The organism is Ignavibacteria bacterium, assembly GCA_017302895.1.
Lineage (GTDB): Bacteria > Bacteroidota > Ignavibacteria > Ignavibacteriales > Ignavibacteriaceae > UTCHB3.
In genome coordinates this window covers 474,671-494,532 of the sequence record JAFLBV010000002.1, presented here as the reverse complement: position 1 = coordinate 494,532, position 19,862 = coordinate 474,671, and the positions used below count along the sequence as shown (strand labels likewise).

At 40.9% G+C, this 19,862-nt stretch carries 11 protein-coding genes; 10 read left to right on the top strand and 1 reads right to left on the bottom strand.

The genetic code is table 11. The features are described from left to right. Nucleotides 1–3: 3 nt before the first annotated feature. On the top strand, nt 4–1,293 hold the full coding sequence (gene hemL, locus J0L60_09770; GenBank protein ID MBN8546403.1) for a glutamate-1-semialdehyde 2,1-aminomutase: 1,290 nt from the start codon (nt 4–6) through the stop codon (nt 1,291–1,293). A 43-nt stretch (nt 1,294–1,336) separates the two neighbouring features. Here the strand turns inward: hemL and J0L60_09765 are convergent, their stop codons facing one another. Next, complete coding sequence (locus J0L60_09765; GenBank protein MBN8546402.1) at nt 1,337–2,188, bottom strand: DUF3267 domain-containing protein; 852 nt, start codon at nt 2,186–2,188, stop codon at nt 1,337–1,339. 67 nt (nt 2,189–2,255) lie between these two features. Between J0L60_09765 and nth the strand changes: the two genes are divergently transcribed. From nth to J0L60_09720, 9 genes are all read left to right on the top strand, one after another. After that, complete coding sequence (gene nth, locus J0L60_09760) at nt 2,256–2,891, top strand: endonuclease III (GenBank protein ID MBN8546401.1); 636 nt, start codon at nt 2,256–2,258, stop codon at nt 2,889–2,891. A gap of 58 nt (nt 2,892–2,949) precedes the next feature. Then, complete coding sequence (locus J0L60_09755; protein ID MBN8546400.1) at nt 2,950–4,101, top strand: iron-containing alcohol dehydrogenase; 1,152 nt, start codon at nt 2,950–2,952, stop codon at nt 4,099–4,101. Continuing rightward, on the top strand, nt 4,085–5,911 hold the full coding sequence (locus tag J0L60_09750; GenBank protein MBN8546399.1) for a PAS domain-containing sensor histidine kinase: 1,827 nt from the start codon (nt 4,085–4,087) through the stop codon (nt 5,909–5,911). Before J0L60_09755 ends, J0L60_09750 begins: the two co-directional genes overlap by 17 nt. A 228-nt stretch (nt 5,912–6,139) precedes the next feature. Then, nucleotides 6,140–10,129, top strand: a complete 3,990-nt coding sequence (porU, locus tag J0L60_09745) for a type IX secretion system sortase PorU (GenBank protein MBN8546398.1) — start codon at nt 6,140–6,142, stop codon at nt 10,127–10,129. Between the two features lie 34 nt (nt 10,130–10,163). Then, complete coding sequence (locus J0L60_09740; GenBank protein MBN8546397.1) at nt 10,164–11,324, top strand: PorV/PorQ family protein; 1,161 nt, start codon at nt 10,164–10,166, stop codon at nt 11,322–11,324. A 133-nt stretch (nt 11,325–11,457) separates the two neighbouring features. Continuing rightward, nucleotides 11,458–14,460 (top strand): T9SS type A sorting domain-containing protein, encoded by a 3,003-nt coding sequence (locus J0L60_09735; GenBank protein ID MBN8546396.1) that lies wholly within the window; start codon nt 11,458–11,460, stop codon nt 14,458–14,460. A gap of 9 nt (nt 14,461–14,469) precedes the next feature. After that, the gene (locus J0L60_09730) at nt 14,470–17,541 is read left to right on the top strand and encodes a PD40 domain-containing protein (GenBank protein MBN8546395.1); all 3,072 of its coding nucleotides are present in this window, start codon (nt 14,470–14,472) and stop codon (nt 17,539–17,541) included. Nucleotides 17,542–17,553: 12 nt separating this feature from the next. Further along, nucleotides 17,554–18,426, top strand: a complete 873-nt coding sequence (locus tag J0L60_09725; protein MBN8546394.1) for a hypothetical protein — start codon at nt 17,554–17,556, stop codon at nt 18,424–18,426. 23 nt (nt 18,427–18,449) lie between these two features. Further along, entirely contained in the window at nt 18,450–19,862 is a 1,413-nt protein-coding gene (locus J0L60_09720; GenBank protein MBN8546393.1) for an MBOAT family protein, read from the top strand.

Here is a 19,862-nt window from a genome sequence, read left to right as displayed (position 1 = left end):
TTAATGGAAATTAGAAGAAGCAAAGAACTTTTTGAGCAGGCTAAAAATTTTATCCCCGGCGGTGTGAACTCACCTGTACGGGCATTCAAATCGGTCGGTGGCAATCCTGTTTTCATGGCTCGCGGTGAAGGCTCCAGACTGTTCGATGTTGATGGAAATGAATATATAGATTACATCGGAAGTTGGGGACCGCACATTTTTGGGCATAACCCTCCTTTTATTAAAAAGGCAGTGATTGACGCTCTTGAGAACGGGTCAAGTTTTGGTGCACCCACTGAAATGGAAGTCAGGATGGCTGAGCTAATAACTTCAATGGTACCATCTGTTGAAATGGTACGAATGGTGAATTCGGGTACCGAAGCGACCATGAGTGCAGTCAGGGTTGCAAGAGGATTTACCGGACGGGAAAAGATAATTAAATTTGAGGGCTGCTACCATGGTCATGCGGACTTTTTCCTGATTAAAGCGGGCAGTGGTGCCCTTACACTCGGCGAACCGAACAGTCCGGGTGTTACCAAAGGGACTGCTTCAGATACTCTGATAGCCAGATATAACGACCTTGATAATGTTAAGGAGATCGTAAAAAACAATAAAAATGAAGTGGCTGCGCTGATCCTTGAGCCGGTGGTTGGAAATATGGGCGTTGTAATACCGACAGAGGATTTTATAAACGGACTTCGCGAACTGTGCAGTGAAGAGGGAATAGTTTTTATACTTGATGAAGTTATGACCGGGTTCCGCCTCGCTGCAGGTGGTGCACAGGAAGTATTTGGAATAACTCCTGATCTTACGACTTTTGGTAAAATTATTGGTGGAGGACTTCCGGTTGGAGCATTTGGTGGTAAAAAAGAGATTATGGAAAAGTTGGCTCCTCTCGGCCCTGTATATCAGGCAGGAACCCTTAGCGGAAATCCACTTGCAATGGCAGCAGGTTACGCGGCTCTTTCACACATAAAGGAAAATCCCGGAATTTACAACCTTTTGGAAGACAGAACTGACCGGTTGGAGACAGGATTCAGAGAGAATCTTGATAAACTTGGAAGAAGCTACAGAATAAACAGGATCGGATCGATGATCAGCATGTTTTTCACGGAATCTCCTGTTTACGATTTTGATACAGCTGTCAAATCTGATACTGCTCTTTACGCAAAGTTTTTCCACGGAATGCTCGACAGGGGGATTTATCTTCCACCTGCACAATTTGAATCGTGGTTCTTGAGTACAGCTCTTAGCGAAGAAGATATCGACAGGACTGTGAAAGCCCATTTCGATACTCTTAATGAAATTATTTAATGAACTGAGGTTTTTACCTCAGTTCTTAAAAACTGCAACCTGATTAAAAAAACGGGTTAAGAAGCCTTTTATTTCTAAAAAGGTAGTAAACTGCAAGTGGTATGTAGAAAAGTAAAAAAGTGAAGATTGTAAGAGCAAGGCCGAAAAGTAAAATACCGTGCAATTTTCCCAGGAACAATGAAATTTTACTCATTAGTAAAGTTGTGTCAAACTTCATGAAGGCAGCTACTAAATTAAATGTTAATATTACTCCTGCAAGAAGTCCAAAACCGGGCAGTGCATTTTTCAGATCGGTATGACTCGGAGCAATATGGGCAGAGATTGAGGTCATGACATAGAGGATGGCGATTGCGAGAATGCCGGGTTTAAGAAGTGAAGCCCGCAGAATTGAGAAATTTGTTCCAATTCCCGCATAAACTTCCTTAAAAACTTCACCGATGGACGAATCGAGTTTGTTAATATTGATGTTGGATTTCATGGCAGTCGAAGCCTGATCAGGGAAAAAAGTGTCGAACAGCAAAAAGAGTATAAGACTTCCCACCAGCAGGGGGGCAATACCTATGAAAAAATTCCCGATTGACTGGTAAATACTTTTAGGATTGTAGTTGTGTGTGACATATCCAAGTACACCTGAAGCCTTATCCGGTTTAAAGAGAGCAACTTCATTTATTTTGTGTCCAAAAATAACACAGAACAACGCATGTGAGAATTCGTGAACAGGGGTTCCGATCCATGCGGTGATGTAGACACCTTTCCACCCTGTGGTTTTATTAAAGGAGATGCAAATCATTCTTTGTAATAAAAAGAGCATGACTGTTATGATTCCCGTTAAGCCAAATATCAGAATCAGGTGAAGAAGGGTGTTTTTGGATGCACCAAGAAGAATGTCAATCACAGGTCTCCGGGAAAATTATTGATGTATGATTCAATTTACAAAATTTTTGGAATCAGATAAAATGAATATGGATAAAAAAGCAAGGGCTAAAGAAGTTGTCAGAAGGATGAAAGAAGAGTATCCCGAGGCGGTGTGTGCTCTAAATTTCAGTTCACCTTTTGAACTTTTGATAGCTACCATTCTTTCAGCTCAATGCACCGATGCAAGAGTTAATCTGGTAACGGCTGAGCTTTTCAGGGATTTCAAATCACCTGCGGATTTTGCCGGTTCATCTCTTGAAACGATAGAAAAAGCGATATTTTCCACAGGATTTTACAGGCAAAAGGCGAAAAGCATCAAGAACTGTTGCGAAATATTAGTCGATCAGTTTGACGGGGAAGTGCCATCAGATTTTGACACCCTTAAGGAGTTGCCCGGGGTTGGGAGAAAAACCGCATCGGTAGTGGTAGGGAATGCATATGGAATTCCTGCAATCGCCGTTGACACCCATGTTAAGAGACTCTCAAATTTGCTTGGGCTGGTAGAAAGTTCTGATCCTGATAAAATTGAGGCACAACTCAAAGAGTTACTCGATCCATCTGACTGGGTACTCTTTTCTCATCAGCTTGCTACACATGGCAGGAATATTTGTTTTGCGAGGAAACCCGAATGTGAAAAGTGTGTGTTGAGGGACATTTGTCCTGCTGCAAAAGTACAGTATTAATGGAATTTTGGTCATTACCGTTATTTTAGCGGTGTAATTATCTTTTCGAGAGAAAAAAATGCAAGAGATCAGGAAATTTGTCGCTCCGGAATTCATATTCGGAGCCGGTGCCATTGATATGGTTGGACGATATGCGATTAATTTTGGATCATATCGACCGCTGATCGTTACTGATCAGGGTGTAATGGATGCGGGTTGGGCTGGGGTTGTCTCAGAAAAACTTATGGAAGAAGGGCTGGAACCATCTATCTATTCAAACATAAGACCAAATCCCAGGTCTTCACAGGTTATGGAGGGAGCGGAGTTTTACAAAGAAAATAAGTGTGACATAATTGTAGCAGTGGGTGGTGGCAGCCCGATGGATGCAGCAAAAGCAATCGGAATTGTAACCACCAACAATTGTGATGTTTCCGGATTTGAGGGAATTGACGCAGTCTCAATCCCGGGACCCCCGATAATCTGTATTCCTACCACAGCAGGTACTTCAGCAGATGTTTCACAATTTGCAATAATCTCAAATGAAATTGAGAAAAGGAAGTTTGCGATAATCAGCAAGACCGTAGTCCCTGATGTGGCCCTTATCGATCCGCTCACCTGCATGACAATGGACAATTATTTAACCGCCTGCACCGGAATCGATGCTCTTGTGCATGCAGTAGAAGCCCTGGTCTCTACTGCCAATTCACCAATCATGGATATTCATGCTATCGCGGCAATCAAATTAATTTGGAACAATTTGCATAAAGTGCTTTTAGAGCCTGATAACAGGGAGTACAGGACAAATGTAATGCTCGGCAGTCTTCAGGCCGGACTGGCATTTTCAAACGCAAGTCTCGGAGCTGTTCATGCGATGGCACACAGCCTTGGTGGGCTGAAAGATTTGAGTCACGGAGAATGCAATGCCATGCTTCTGAACTCTGTGATCAGGTTTAATTATAAGGCAAGCCCTGACAGGTATAAAATTCTCGCCGAAACAATCGGACTGGACATCAGGGGGATGACTGAAAAGGAGATTCTTAAGAAACTAACGGAATCGATCGATCAGTTTAAGACAGACGCAGGAATCAAGGATTCACTTTCTGGCAAGGCCATCAAAACCGGAGATATTCCCAGTCTCGCAAAAAATGCAATAAAGGACCCTTGTATGGCAACAAATCCCAGAATTCCTTCAGTAAAAGATATCGAGGCGGTTTATGAAGAATCACTCTGAAGAGTCGGATTCTTTCGAACAACTTCGGGAAAAAATTATCGGTCTTGGGGAGAGTTCTGCAAGAAAAAGTTATTACCCTTCTTTAAGAAAATATATTGACGAGATAGAACGGGCGAACAGGGAACTTGAAAATGAGATAGTCGAGAGAAAAAAAACTGAAGAATTGCTTATTAAAAGTGAAGAGAGATTTCAGGAGTTACTCCGAAAGTCGAGTGAAGGGATTTTTTATGTGGAATATCATCCTCCTGTTGACACTTCAGATAATATTTCGCATCAGGTTACTGAAGTCATTACCCGGGGTGTGATAACTGAAAGTAATTTTGCACTGGCAAAACTGTATGGTTATTCACTCCCTTCTGAAATGACAGGAAAGACTCTTCTCGAACTCTATGGAAATAAAATTGATGCAATAAACATAAAAGCGACTGAAGACTTTATCAAATCCAATTACAAAATTGAGAATCTTGAGACAAAGGAGCTGGATGTTGACGGAAATATTAAATATTTCAGCAATACCCTAATCGGAAACATAAAAGACGGGATGCTAATTGGAAACTGGGGGATACAAAAAGATATCACAATACAAAAAAAAGCTCTTTTGTTACAATCGATGCAATACAGGATGTCCAATATAATTCTCTCTAATCAGGATACTGTAAAAGTTGCCGGAGTAGTGGAAAAAGAGCTAAGACATCTGCTTGAATTTGACCGTTTCATTCTTGCCTCATACAATAAAATTACCGGTTCCTCGACTATTGAATATTCCACACATTCCAACATGAAAAAAACGGTAATTCATACTCATGATCAGACTCTTTGTAATCTTCTCCTTCACCAAAAAAACAATTCAGTACTTAACCAGCCACATCTGAATAAAATTGTTTCGGAAAAGGGGAGTGATTTATCAGGCTTAATTCCTGTTTCCATTGCCTTCACGAAACTTGTGATAAAAGGAGAGATGATTGGCTTGGTATTGGTAGAAAATATTACCAATCCGCAATTCTTTGATCAGAAAACGGTTGATATACTTAATATAGCAGCAACTCATATCGGCATTTTTCTCCAAAGAAAGAATTACCTGGAAGAGTTGATTGCGGCAAAAGAGAAAGCTGAAGAGATGAACAGGGTAAAGGCCAACTTCTTTGCCAATATGAGTCATGAACTTCGGACCCCCTTAATTGGAATTCTTGGATATTCTGAAATTCTGGGAGAGGAACTCAAAAACGATGAGCATCTTACCAGAATGATAAACACAATTCACAAAGGTGGTTTGCGGCTGTTAGAGACCGTAAAACTGATACTGGATCTATCAAAATATGACGCAGGAAAAATAGCGGTCTCACCTCGTGATGTTGATCTCGTTCAGTACCTCGAAGAAGAAGTAAAACTCTATACAGCAGCAGCCGGCCAAAAGGGACTGGAATTAACTTTCCACTCTATGGCAAAAGAGGCCCCTTGCCATCTTGATCCTGATTTGTTCCTTAATGTGATCAGCAATCTTCTGAATAATGCAATCAAGTTTACTCAAAAAGGAAGTATTCAGGTAAAACTGAATGAATCAGGGGATTTTTGGCTGATCAGGATCATTGATACCGGAATTGGTATGTCTGTAGAGGAGATAAAACTGGTTTGGGATGAATTTAGACAGGCGAGTGAGGGGATGGGAAGAGGATATGAGGGTTCGGGACTTGGGCTTAGTATTGCCGAAAAATATACCCGATTAATGAACGGTGAAATAAATGTGGAAAGTGAATTGGGTAAAGGTTCTGTATTTAATGTCAAATTCCCTAAAAATGGCAATAAAAAGTAAAAAATGTGAGTTGTACAACACTTTTGATTTAGCTTATTAACAAATAATTAATTATCTTGAAAGTTGAAGTAAATAATTTTCAGAACTCGCCAAGGCAACAAGTCATGAATTTTGACTTGACATTCAGTCGTGAATGTAGTAGTTTGCCTGTAAAATCGGAGCAATTATACGAGATTTTTATACTAAGTTTATCAAAGTTTGTTTGTAAATAACAATAAACCGGAAAGTATGCTCAAAAAAATCTCACTGTCAATTGTTGCTCTGTTCCTCACAGTGTTTCCTCAGAGTGATTTAAGACTCGTTCAATCTTCTCCTTCATCGTGTATAATTGAATTTATACCCGACTTTACGGATACATCCGTGCATTTGTATGGTGAAAGATTGTATCGTGAGATTAATTTCAGGGGTGCCGGTGTCCTTCCAAATCTAAAAGCAGGTATGCCAAATATGAAATCCAGAGTGATTTCGCTTGGTATTCCCTTTGAAAATGGCGTAACCGCTGAGATCATTTCCGCAACATTTAAGTATTTTGATGGCGAACTCCCGCCTGTGGCAGAAATCTCCTTTAACGAAGACAGAAACCCTGTTTACACTTATGTTTCAAGACCAGGATCGACAGATTTATCTGAAAATATAATCTTCGGTGAGAGCGGGATAATTCGGGGACTAAATGTACAGGATATCCACATTGTTCCTGCGATTCAAGAGTATGGCAAAATAAAAGTAGTGACCCGGATTCAGGTAAAATTCTCATTTGGTGGATCATCAATTTCCTCCAATGTTGAAGATGATTTGCTAAGAGACATGATAATAAATTATGATGTCGCAAAACGATGGATAACAAAGGCAAAGCCTGCACTGAAAAAAGGGGCGGGAGCCGGTTCCACAGTGCTTTCGTCAGGGAAATGGGTAAGATTTGAGGCTCCGGAAGAAGGTTTTTACCGCATTACCTATGATCAGCTGCGAAATTATGGTGTTGATCCTGCTACTGTCAATCCCAAAACAATAAAGATTTACAACAATGGCGGTTATGTTCTCTCGGAGAACATTCTCATGCCAAGACCCGAGGACCTGCAGGAGATTGCGATAACAGTTTCAGGTGAAGATGATGGTAGATTCGATCCGGCTGACAACATCATTTTTTACGGACGGGGCACCGCATTCTGGTATTATGATACCCTTGGCAGACAGATGATGAGAAACCAGCATTCCTATTCAGCCAAAAACTACTTCTGGATAACATCCGGTGGAGCCAACGGCAAAAGAACAGGTACCAAAACAGCAGTGACCGATCCGAATCCAACTGTGGTCGAAACCTCCAATGCCTATGAATTTTGGGATGAAGATAAAATAAATATCGGACAGAGCGGCAGATACTTCGTTGGCGATGAGTTTTCGCAGTCTGTTAAATCCCGGGTTTATCAGAAAAAGGTTGAGGGTATCGTACCCGGCACTCCTTCATATTACCGTTACTGGTTTGTGAACAGATCAACAGACAGAATAAGTTTGACAATTGAGGAGAACGGAAACCTTGTAAGACAGAGCAGTATGACGGGAATTGGCTCTGACCCGTATTCTTACGGCAGGATGGACAGCAGCAGAAGTGTCACACATTTTGGGACTTATCCCGACGAAAGAAGTGTGCTAAGATTTACTTTTGGTGCTCTGAACAGCACTTCCTACGGTTATCTCGATTTTTATGAGATTACATATACAAGATATCTAAAAGCCTATAACGATATATTATTGTTTTATTCTCCGAAAGTATCAGGAACGACGGGTCCTGATTCATTGTACGAGTACAGACTGAACAATTTCTCGAATACCGATATCAAGGTTTATGATATTACCGATCACTCGGCTGTAAAGCTGGTTACAAACCCGGTAATGCAAAGCGGGAGTGAGTATCGTTTCAGAGTTTACGAAAAGCCAAATTTCGTCAGCAGATATTACGCTTTCTGTGGAAACCAGTATAAAACACCTGTAAATACCGTGGAAGTGGCAAATCAGAATATCAGGGGTGATCTTTCAGGTGCAAAACTGATTCTCGTGACAAGCAAGGATTTCCAGGAATCTGCAAATCGATACAAGCAGCACAGAGAATCAAATACAAATGACCCTCTTTCCGTAAAAATATTTTTTGTGGAAGAGATCATGAACGAGTTCAACGGTGGCAGTCTGGATCCGAGCGCACTAAGAGATTTCATAAAATACGCATATGACAATTGGCAAATCACTCCCGATTATGTTTTTCTTTGGGGAGACGGGGATTATGACTTCAAAAACATTGAAGGTAAAAACAAAAACTTTGTCCTGACTTATCAGACCCGTGAATTTTTACAGGAGATCGAGGCATATCCAACTGATGATTTTTTTGCATGCGTATCAGGGACCGACAGAAAAGTTGATATTGCGATCGGAAGAATAGCCATTCAAAGTCAGAAACAGGCGAATGATTACCTCAACAAACTCATAGCCTATGAGAAAACCACCGACAAAAATGCATGGAAGAATCTCATTACCTTAGTGGCTGATGACAATCTTACATCGCAGGGGATCGATCTGGCAAGGAATACGGAACAGTCGGAGAGACTTTCGCAGACAGTAATACCGAGGGAATATGATCAGAAAAAAATATATCTGATCAATTATCCAACAGTTCAAACGAGCCTTGGCAGAAGGAAGCCCGAAGTGAACGCCGCAATTATCAATTCGATAAATGAGGGATCGGTACTTCTCAATTATATCGGCCATGGAAGTCCTGAACTTTGGGCACATGAACAGGTATTCGTGAAAAGCTCGACAATTCCTCAACTAAAGAACAGCAGATACTTCTTCTTGACAGCCGCTACATGTGATTTCGGGTACTACGATAAAACAGATGCTCAAAGCGCTACTGAAGACCTTCTGTTTCTTCCGAATGCCGGAGCAATAGGAGTTTTTACAGCGGTAAGACCTGTCTTCTCGGAACAAAATACGATATTGAATGATGATTTTTATTCGCAGATTTTGAGCACACAACGGGATTCAGACAATCTGCCAAGAAGAATAGGAACGGCTTATCTGACCACAAAAATGAGATATACCAGTTCGAATGACCAGAAATTTCATTTATTCTGCGATCCTGCTTTAAGACTCGCTCTTCCGCAGTTCTCAGGAAAGGTTGATTCGATAAACGGTATTGATCCTTTTGTTCAGACCATACCCGTTAAAGCTTTGAATAACATAAAGATAGCCGGAACAGTTAAAAAGGCGGACGGAACTAATTGGAGTGATTTCAACGGCGAAGGATTACTCACAGTTTATGATGCTGAGACTACTTTGCCACTTCCTGAAATTGGACCGAATGTCAGCATGAAAGTGCCTGGTGGTTTGATCTTCCGAGGAAGGGTTTCGGTTCTGAATGGCAAATTTAACACCGACTTTGTTGTTCCAAAAGATATTTCATACGACAATCAAAAGGGTAAAATTGTATTTTACTTTTTTAACAGTGAAAAAGACGGAATTGCTTTCACCAATAATGTTTCGATAGGTGGAGTTGATCAGTCTGTGATAAATGACGGCAAAGGACCTGTAATTGATATTACTTTTGACGATGCTCAGTATGAAAATGCGTATTTGGTGAATCCAAATTCAACTCTCGTTGTTTCTTTAAAGGACGAGACAGGCTTGAATACAACGGGTCTGGGAGTAGGGCATAAACTTGAAGCAGTTTTGAATGAGAAAGAAGAGAATCCAATCGATTTGACGAATTATTTTACCGGTGACCTTAATTCAGGCGGTAAAAGTGGCAAGGTAAACTATAAATTCGTAAGTCTGGAACCGGGTATCTACAACATCCGTATAAAAGGATGGGATGTGTTTAATAATGCATCGACTGCAGAGACAGAGTTCAAGGTTGTCTCCGGGAACGGGACAGCAGTGGAATATGTAATGAATTATCCTAATCCATTCTCTTCCAACACATTTTTTACATTTCAGCACAACATTGCCGGAACAGTTGATGTCAGAATTCTGATATATACGGTTGCAGGGCGTAAAATCAAAGAGATAGATTCAAAATGGGTAAACGACCGTTTTGTTCGGATTGAGTGGGATGGTCGTGATCAGGATGGTGATCTTGCCGGAAACGGGACTTACCTTTACAAATTAATTGTCAAACCATCAAACGGTGGTGAGACAAAAACAGTACTCGGTAAACTGAGTATTGTAAGATAGAGTTTTTAATTTATTTTTCATTGGAGGTTAATTAATGAACAAGTTCAAAATCGCATTCCTGGGTTTCTTTATAGTTTTCGGATTCAGTAAATCCGTTCTGGCTCAGGGAGAAGCAGCGGTACCATTTCTCTTAATCGCACCCGATTCAAGAGGTGGTGGTATTGGAGAGTCCGGAGCCGGTCTTGCGGACAACTCTTCGGCTGTATTCTGGAATCCTGCAGGAATTGCGTTCCTTACAGGTCAGGAATTCAGTTTTACCCACTCTAACTGGCTGCCACAGTTCAAACTCGATCTTTTCTATGATTATGCTACTTACAGAAATTATATAGAAGACATCAACGGAAGTGTAACTGCGAGTATTACATACATGAATTATGGTGAGTTCGTAAGAACAGGCCCTGATTCACCCGATCCTCTCGGTACTTTCAGATCATTCGATATGGCTGCAACGGTTGGTTATGCAACAAAATTATCGAAAGACTGGGGTTTGGGTGTTAATTTAAGATTAATACACAGCCGTCTTTCAGATCAGCCCACAGGTCAGGAACAGGGAACCGGTACGGCAACCTCTGTAAGTTTTGACCTTGGTTTCATGTGGAGACCAACTTCACTGGTTTTACCTTTTGTTGACTACGATTTGGGAAACAAATTCTCCATTGGTCTTAATCTAAGTAATTTGGGACCAAAAATCTCGTATATCGACAGAGCTCAGGCAGATCCAATTCCAACCCAGTTCAGACTCGGTCTTGCATACAGGATTCTGTCTGATGAATACAACAGTTTGACCTATACCCTTGATTTCACAAAACTTCTCGTCAGAAGGTATGCAGATGGAACAAGTGATGATTTCTACAAAGCTGTTTTCACTGCCTGGGGTGATAAACCAATTGGTGAAGAGCTTGCGGATATCGTAACTTCGATGGGTCTTGAATACTGGTATGGTACACCCGGTGATTTCCTTTTTGCACTCCGTTCCGGATTCTTTTATGAAGATCCAAATTACGGAAACAGAAAATTCATCACTCTTGGAGCCGGTATCAGATACGATATATATGGATTTGATTTCAGTTATATATCCACATCCGTCTTCAAGGATGGCGAAAATCATCCTCTGAGCGATACACTTCGTTTTACTATTCTGGTAGGATGGGGTGGACTTGTTGATCAGGTAAAAGGTTTACCAAGAGGTCTCTAATTTTCAGGATCAGGGGACAGGTGACTGTCCCTTGATTTTTTTTCTCTACAACAGAGCTATTTTTCGCTTTTCTGTTTTTCTTAATCCCCGATACCCTTATCTTTAAAATTTGTATAAATTTTATTCCCGGCAAATGAAACTACTTAAAACTTCAATATTTCTACTTCTATTGGTACCGCTGACCTACGGTCAGGTGATTAAACCGGCTGTTTACCCGCAAGGGGCAGTTTCGAATAACACTCAATTGACAGGTACAGACACCATTAAAATTCTTGCTGTTATGGCAGAATTTCAACCCGACAATGACAATACAACGGTCGGAAATGGTACTTTCCCTTCCATCTATTCTCAGGACTATGGAAAGAAAATAGTTGATCCTTTGCCACACGACAGGAATTACTTCCTTGCCCACCTTGAGTTTGTAAAAAACTATTATCAAAAAGCGTCGAACGGGAAACAGACAGTTGTTTTCGAAGTACTTCCAAACAGTGTCACTCTCTCCAAAACAATGAGAAATTATTCTCCTCCAATCAACTCCACTGACTTTAAGGTTATGGGTGATTTTGTTCAGGAAACCTGGACACTGGCAGATCAGGCGAATCCGGGATTCAATTTCAAGGATTACAATCTTTTCTTCATTTTTCACGCAGGTGTGGGACGCGATGTTAGCCTTCCCGGAAGTCTTGGTAACGAACGAGATTTACCCTCAATTTACTTCAATTTACCTGCGTTACAGAAATTTTACGGCAACAGTTTCCAGGGTGTGCCTGTAAGTGGCGGAACATTTAACATTAAGAATACCGGAATTCTTCCACAAACACAAAACAGGGAAGTTTCTTCATTCAACACTAAATTTTTATTTCAGATAACCATCAACGGACTTCTTGTCTCAACGGTTGGCAGTTATCTCGGACTTCCGGATCTTTTCGACACAAACACCGGTCTAAGTGCCATTGGAAGATTTGGTTTGATGGACGGTCAGTCAATCTTTGCGTATAACGGGGCTTTTCCTCCTGAACCCTCACCATGGGAGAAGATAAGACTGGGATGGATTACACCGGTAGAATTCTCCGGCACGCTTAAGGATGTAACGATTGCTGCAAAAAATGTTGCAACGCTCTCAGATACTGTTGTACTTAAGTTGCGGATAAATGAATCAGAATATTTTTTGATTGAAAACCGGCAACGGGATGCTTCAAGAAATGGGGTGACATTGACACTTCGTGACGGTTCGGTGAATATCACAAAAACATACGTAAAAGATACTACAGGATTTTACAGTTATTCGATAGATTCTCTTACAGGCGTTCTTGTTGATGTAGATGAATTCGACTGGGCACTTCCCGGCAGTGGCATTCTGGTCTGGCATATTGATGAAAAAGTAATCACTGAAAAAATTGCCGACAACAAGGTTAATACCGACAAAAAGAGACGGGGAGTTGCAGTAGTTGAGGCTGACGGTGTAAACGATATTGGGGAAAAATTCCGTACAATTTTCGGAGATGAAGTTGTGGGAGAGGGAACAGAATATGATTTCTGGTTCCTCGAGAATAAAGCTGATCTCTATAAGAATATTTTTTCGAACACTTCAAGGCCGGACAGCAAGAGTAATGACGGGGCCAATTCTCTCATTACGATGAAAAATTTCTCTCAGAATTTTGGCCGGATGAAAATGACAATCTCTTTGGGGGATTCACTAATAAAACCGGTGATCTTCGGGAAGAGAAGTAATGGATGGGTACCATCTCAAATAATTCTTACAGACATAGGAAATTTTTACCGTTATGGAAATTTGCTTGTTGAACAACCAAACGATCTAAGTCCGGGCAGAGCAATTGATTTTGGTTTTTCGTCGAAACAGGTAGCCCAGACGGTCTATTCATCGAAGAACTATTTTGCAGGTGTAACCGGGAAGCAGGTTAAGATTGCTGTTGTTGATCCGGTTACCATTGGTCTGGATACACTTTCAACGAGCGCAGACATAACGAGTGATCCTGTAATTACCTCAGGTCCGACAGAAATCCCGGCTTTAGCAGTCGGCACTTCAACAGGAGTAATCTACAGGTATTCATTAGCTCCTTTCAGCCTGATTGAGGCTATTCCGGCAACAAACTCAGTACCTGTAACTGATCTGTTTTCATCAGGCGGTACATTGATGTTCATTCAGAGTGCTCCTTCCACAATCTACCATGTCGGAGTATTCAAGGGTAAATCTCTCCTTGTGAGTGGAGAATTTAAAAATGGAGTGATGGTAGATCAGTCGGGGGTAATCAGATTGGTAGTTTTAGAATCGGGTAATATCGTCAAAATATTTAAGAACGATAATGGAACACCGGTATTGGAGAAAGAATTTAAACTCCGTTCCTCCAAAACCGTTGAAGAGATTTCGGTTACAGACACCAAACGGGACGGGAATCTATATATCAATTATGTCGCAGGTAACGAACTTAATTCCGTAAATCTTGAAAATGTTCCGGCTGATAATTTCCCTGTTTCAATTAAAGCCGGCGAGATTTTTATCGGTAAACCGGTATCTGCTGATTTTATTGGCACAGGTCATCCCGAGTTGCTGGCATCTACAACCGCGGGCAATATTTATGCGTATGACGGAAAAACAGGTAATCAGATTGGTGGTTTTCCTTTGACGATAGGAGATTCACTGAATTACACGCCGACATTCTCCCCGACAAATAATAAAATTGTTCTACAGGCAACCGGGAAATCGGGTTTGATTGCTGCATGGGAGTTGAATCTTAATGGAGGGACTGTATTTTATTCCGGAAAGTCCGGAAATAATGCCGGTACCAATTCGATAAAAATCGGCAACGGGTTTCCTGTTTACGGTTCCTATCTGCCACAGGAGAGCGTATACAACTACCCTAATCCTGTAGTTTCAGGTCAGACTTATATCAGATACTATGTCTCGGAAGATTCGGATATTTCGGTAAAAATTTTCGATCTGGCAGGAGATTATGTCGCCGAGTTGAAGGGATTTGGACAGGGTGGGATGGACGGAGAAATTAGTTGGAATGTCGGTAATATTCAATCCGGGGTTTATCTCGCGAGAGTTGAAGCAAAGTCGACCGTCTCGGGTAAATCGGATTATAAGATAATTAAAATTGCAATAATAAAGTAACGGTATTTGATGTTCAGGAAACTTGCTCTAATTTCAGTTTTTTTGCTTACTGGAAATTCTTTTGCACAATTCGATAAATACAATTCAGAATTTGAATGGTACACTATCAAGGGGAAGAATGTGGAAGTTCATTTCCACGAAGGTGCCGAGAGGACTGCGAGAGTTGTACTTAAAATAGCTGAAGAAGTTTGGGACCCCGTTTGTTCACTTTATGAATATTATCCCGATAAAGTCCACTATGTAATAAAAGACATTGATGATTACTCCAACGGGGCGACCTATTTCTTTGACAATAAAATTGAGATATGGACTAGTGCTCTTGATTTTGATCTTAGAGGCTCTCACAACTGGTTGAGAAATGTTATCTCCCACGAGTTCACTCATATGGTGCAGATTCAGGCTTCTCTTAAAACCACCCGTTCGGTTCCTGCTGTTTATCTTCAGGTATTAAACTATGAAGATAAGAGAAGACCCGATATCTTGTACGGATTCCCTAATGTTATAGTATCATACCCTTTGGCAATGCTCAACATGCCTGCATGGTTCGCAGAGGGAACAGCCCAGTATATGAGAAAAGAATTTGATTATGATTATTGGGATGCTCACCGCGACATGATCCTAAGATCCTATGTCCTTGACAGCACCATGCTCACATGGAACCAGATGGGGGTATTTGAAAAAACCAGTCTTGGAAATGAATCTGTTTACAACTCAGGATTTGCCCTTACTAAATACATTGCCCAAAAATACGGTGAAGAAAAACTGACGAAACTAACAAAGGCTCTCGGTAAACTCACAAATTTTTCGTTTGATGCCGCTGCAAGTGACATCCTCGGAATGAGTGGAAAAGAATTGTATAATGAGTGGGCAGGGTTTCTAAGGAAAGATTACAGGGAAAGAATTTCCTCAGTTCTTGAGAATAAAGTAACAGGTAATTTAATCGGAGAGACAGGTTTTGGTAATTTCTACCCTTCGATTTCATCCGACGGTAACAGGATTTATTACATTTCGAATAAGAACAGTGACTATTTTTCACCAACGGCACTGTATGAATACAATTTATCAAACAAAGAGGAGAAGGTACTGATTCCGGGTGTAAGATCCACTTATTCCGAGGTTCCCGGCACTGATCAGGTAATCTACTCAAAACTGTCTGATGATAATCCGAACGATTACAAAGTACATGACATCTATGTTTTCGATAAAAAAGGTGAGAAAGAAACCCGCCTTACGCACAATTTGAGAGCAAACATGCCCTCAGTTTCACCGGATGGAAAGAAAATCGTCTTTCTTTTTCAAAAGGACGGCACCACTAATATCGGCACAATTGATATAGATGGAAAGAATTTTAAACAACTGACATTTTACGCAAATGGTGAACAGGTTTTCAAACCCGTGTTCTCTCCTGATAGCAAAATCATTTATTTTGACTATTCCTATCTTCACGGGCGGGACATCGCTATGATACCGGCAGCAGGCGGAAGTGTCGAGTTCGTGCTTAATTCACCGAAAGATGAGAGAAGTCCGGTTCCAACCGCTGACGGCAAACTTATCTACGCATCGGATGAGACAGGTATTTTTAATATCTACAGCTACGATTTGACAAAAAAGGAACAAAAAAGGCTTACCAATGTCACTGGTGGTGCTTTTATGCCTTCAGTTGATCAATCGGGAAATATTGCTTATGCAGGTTACACTTCAGGAGGCTACAAGATTTTCTTTCTCCCTGTTGCTGAACAACAGAAGGTTGACGAAAATAAAAAGTATGTTAAACGGAACGATCCACCTTTGGACAGCAATCAACCCAAAAAAGACAATACTGTTGTTGACTGGGACAGACTTAAAAACTTTAACGATTATCAGTATCCTGATTCGGCTAAAACCAAATATTCGGGGGCTTTTTCAAGGTTGAGTATTTTTCCTTTTGTAAGATACGACAATTACAGTACCACAAATAATGTGCTCGAAAAGATTAAACCCGGACTTTATGTCAGTTCTTCTGACATGCTTAACAGGTTCAGTATTTTTGCAGGAGGTTCGATAAACACAAGGGGAGAGAGAGATCTTTTTCTAAGTTTCGATTACAGGAATAAGTTGCCGCTTCTACCGGCTCTTGGTTTAAGACCTGACCTCGGTCTTGAAGTGTATAATGTGACCAGAAAAGCAGATGTGGATATAATTTTTGAAGAGTTGCCCAAAGCCTCTACGAATGTAATTTACAACCTTTTCGAAGTGGATCTTATTGCAAAACACAAACTTTTTGGCACGGAAAAAGACCTCGAGCTGAGGTACATTTACAGCAGTTACACTGCTACAATCGAGAGTTTTATTATACCGGGGACAGTTTCAGATCTGTATCCAACTTTTAACGATACATATCTGATTGGAAGTAATTTCAGAGCCACTTATAAAACTGACTACAAGAAACCGAACAAGGATATGGATATTAATCCGATTGGGAGTAATCTTGAAATCAGGTATGATTATGAGATGAACAGATTCAATCCTGATGGTGAATACTCAGTGGATAACGGTATTCTGGTGGCTCAGTACAAAAATTATAATTTTCACCGACTTGAAATTAATACAGGTTATTCCTTCGAAACTTTCAGAGGACATTCTCTCGGCGTCAAGTTGAGGGGAGGAACCATCTTTGGACCGGCCGTTCCCGATTTCTTCGATTTCTTTCTTGGTGGACTTGTCGGGATGAAAGCTTACCCATTCTATGCGATCAGTGGCAATGAGATAATGTATGCCAACCTGACATACAGAATGCCCCTCTTCAGGGATATTGATTACAAATTCGGACATCTTTACCTCGACAAGATATATCTTTCTGTATTTGGCGATCTTGGAAACGCATGGACAGGAAACATCTCCGAGTCAGGAAACCTGAAAAAAGGTGTTGGTGCAGAACTCAGATTTTCGCTGAATTCATTTTACCTCTTCCCGACAGCGGTGTTTTTCTCGGCGGCATACGGTTTTGATGATGTTACCAAGACTGCACAAACCGGGGAAGTGGTGAAGTATGGGAAAGAATGGAATTTCTATGGCGGTGTGCTTTTTGGCTTCGATTTTTAAAAAGGAAAATTTATGAAAATAATCTTTTTGTTCACAGCGTTCATGCTTCTTAATTTCACATCCTTCTCACAGGTTACAGTTGAAAATAAAATCGAACTCACAGGTGATTTGAAGACAGATGCCAGACTCCTCGCCGGGAGTTATTCACCTGAGATGATAAATGAAATAAATCTTAATCCTGAGCACAAATCAGTTTGGCTTGCCACAATTCTGTCTGCCGCAATACCCGGTGCAGGGCAGGCCTATAATGGAGATTTTTGGAAAACCGCCATATTTGTCGGTCTTGAAGCGGGTCTCATAACTGCTGCCATACTCTACAACAACAAGGGTGATGATAAAACGAAGGAATTCGAAGCTTATGCTGATGAGAATTGGAGTGTTGTCAAATATGCGAACTGGTTAATCGCAAACAGAACTGCTCTGGGTCTGCCAGACGGTAATGTGACTATCGATCCAAACACATCGCTAAAACCGTGGGAAAGAGTCAACTGGACTGAATTGAATCATGTCGAAAGCAGATTTTCTCACAAGCTGCCAAGATATGGGGAGCAACAATACTACGAATTGATTGGAAAATATCCCCAGTACAACCACGGGTGGAGAGACCAGTTGAACGATAACTCGCCTGAATATAATGCAAATTTGACTCCGATGTTCCTTGGTTACAGTCAGATGAGAGGTGAAGCAAACGATTTTTATAATGCTTCGAGCAGATTTATTGTTTTTGTGGTAATCAATCACATACTTTCTGCAGGTGAAGCTGCGTGGTCATCCGCGGTTTTTAACAAAAATCTATCGATGAATCTTCGTTTATCACCCGAAATAATTAATACAGCTATGGATGTTGAGTTTATTCCAAAACTTAATGTCAGCTTGAGGTTTTAATCATTTATTGACAGTTTTTAGAAATGCTTTTTCCAACCGTTGAATTTGGAATTTTCTTTTTAATAGTCTTTTTTGCAAGTTGGCTTGCGTACAGCAAACCTCTCTTGCGAAAATACATCCTTTTAGTCGCAAGTTACTTTTTCTATGGATATTGGGACTGGCGATTTGCAATACTGCTTTTCTTTTGTTGCTATTCTTCATACTGGTTTGGAAGATGGATGGCAGGTACCGAAGATGCAAAACTACGGAAACGGTTAATTATCATCTCAACGGTTATTAATCTGGGAATTCTTGGTTTTTTCAAGTATTACGGGTTTTTTATCACAAACTTCAACGAGATGCTTGCTGCTTTTGGGTTCGGGTTTCAGATTAGTGCACTCGAAGTCATACTTCCCGTCGGAATATCCTTTTTCACTTTCCAGGCAATGAGCTATGTAATAGATGTTTACCGAAAGGATATTCCAGCTGCTGACAGTGCGGTTGATGTGTTGCTCTATGTGGCATTTTTCCCTCAGTTGGTGGCCGGGCCAATCGTGAGGGCATCGGAGTTTCTCCCTCAACTCTATAAACATGTTGAGAAAGATCAAATTAAAGTTGCACAGGCAGCCACTTTGATTCTGGGAGGACTGTTCAAGAAGGTTGTCATCGCAAATTATCTTGCGATTCAGATAGTTGATCCTGTTTTTCAGGATCCGTCTCAGTATTCTTCTTTTGACACTTTGTTTGCGGTATATGCGTATGCAGTACAAATTTACTGTGATTTTAGTGCTTATAGTGATATCGCGATTGGAGTCGCATATTTGTTTGGATATGAGTTTACGATAAACTTTAACCATCCATACAGGTCATTGAGTATACAGGAATTCTGGAGAAGGTGGCATATCTCGCTTTCGACCTGGTTGCGTGACTACCTCTACATCCCGTTAGGTGGAAACCGGAAGGGAAGATTGATGACTTACAGAAATCTTGCATTAACTATGCTATTGGGAGGATTGTGGCACGGTGCTGCCTGGAATTTTGTCTTTTGGGGAGCGTTACACGGTGGTGGTCTGGCAGTTGAGAGGTATATAGCAGAGAAGAGGGGGAAAAGAGAAAAGAGAATGATTGGTAATGTTGTTTCATTTTTATTTGTATTTCATTTCGTCTGCCTTACTTGGGTTTTCTTCAGAGCCAGCAGTTTTGCTTCAGCAATGGAATATCTCTCTTCGATAGCGAAATTCGATTTTTCCGGCTCGATTCTCACTCCGTTGGGAGTAACGATTATCCTTTATGGCATTGCTTCGAATTTTACACCCAAAAACTGGGGACTGTATATCCGGGAAAAATTTGCGAATCTTCATCCCGTTGTTCAGGCAGGGGCATTCGGTGTGGTACTTGTTTTGATAGGTGCTTTTGGTCCTGAAGGTGTAGCACCATTTATTTATTTCCAATTTTAA

What these genes read in the sequence shown, in the direction of transcription:
- porU (MBN8546398.1), top strand. Translation starts at nt 6,140, where the DNA reads ATGCTCAAAAAAATCTCACTGTCAATTGTTGCTCTGTTCCTCACAGTG.
- J0L60_09725 (MBN8546394.1), top strand. Translation starts at nt 17,554, where the DNA reads ATGAAAATAATCTTTTTGTTCACAGCGTTCATGCTTCTTAATTTCACA.
- J0L60_09720 (MBN8546393.1), top strand. Translation starts at nt 18,450, where the DNA reads ATGCTTTTTCCAACCGTTGAATTTGGAATTTTCTTTTTAATAGTCTTT.
- J0L60_09730 (MBN8546395.1), top strand. Translation starts at nt 14,470, where the DNA reads ATGTTCAGGAAACTTGCTCTAATTTCAGTTTTTTTGCTTACTGGAAAT.
- J0L60_09735 (MBN8546396.1), top strand. Translation starts at nt 11,458, where the DNA reads ATGAAACTACTTAAAACTTCAATATTTCTACTTCTATTGGTACCGCTG.
- hemL (MBN8546403.1), top strand. Translation starts at nt 4, where the DNA reads ATGGAAATTAGAAGAAGCAAAGAACTTTTTGAGCAGGCTAAAAATTTT.
- J0L60_09740 (MBN8546397.1), top strand. Translation starts at nt 10,164, where the DNA reads ATGAACAAGTTCAAAATCGCATTCCTGGGTTTCTTTATAGTTTTCGGA.
- nth (MBN8546401.1), top strand. Translation starts at nt 2,256, where the DNA reads ATGGATAAAAAAGCAAGGGCTAAAGAAGTTGTCAGAAGGATGAAAGAA.
- J0L60_09755 (MBN8546400.1), top strand. Translation starts at nt 2,950, where the DNA reads ATGCAAGAGATCAGGAAATTTGTCGCTCCGGAATTCATATTCGGAGCC.
- J0L60_09750 (MBN8546399.1), top strand. Translation starts at nt 4,085, where the DNA reads ATGAAGAATCACTCTGAAGAGTCGGATTCTTTCGAACAACTTCGGGAA.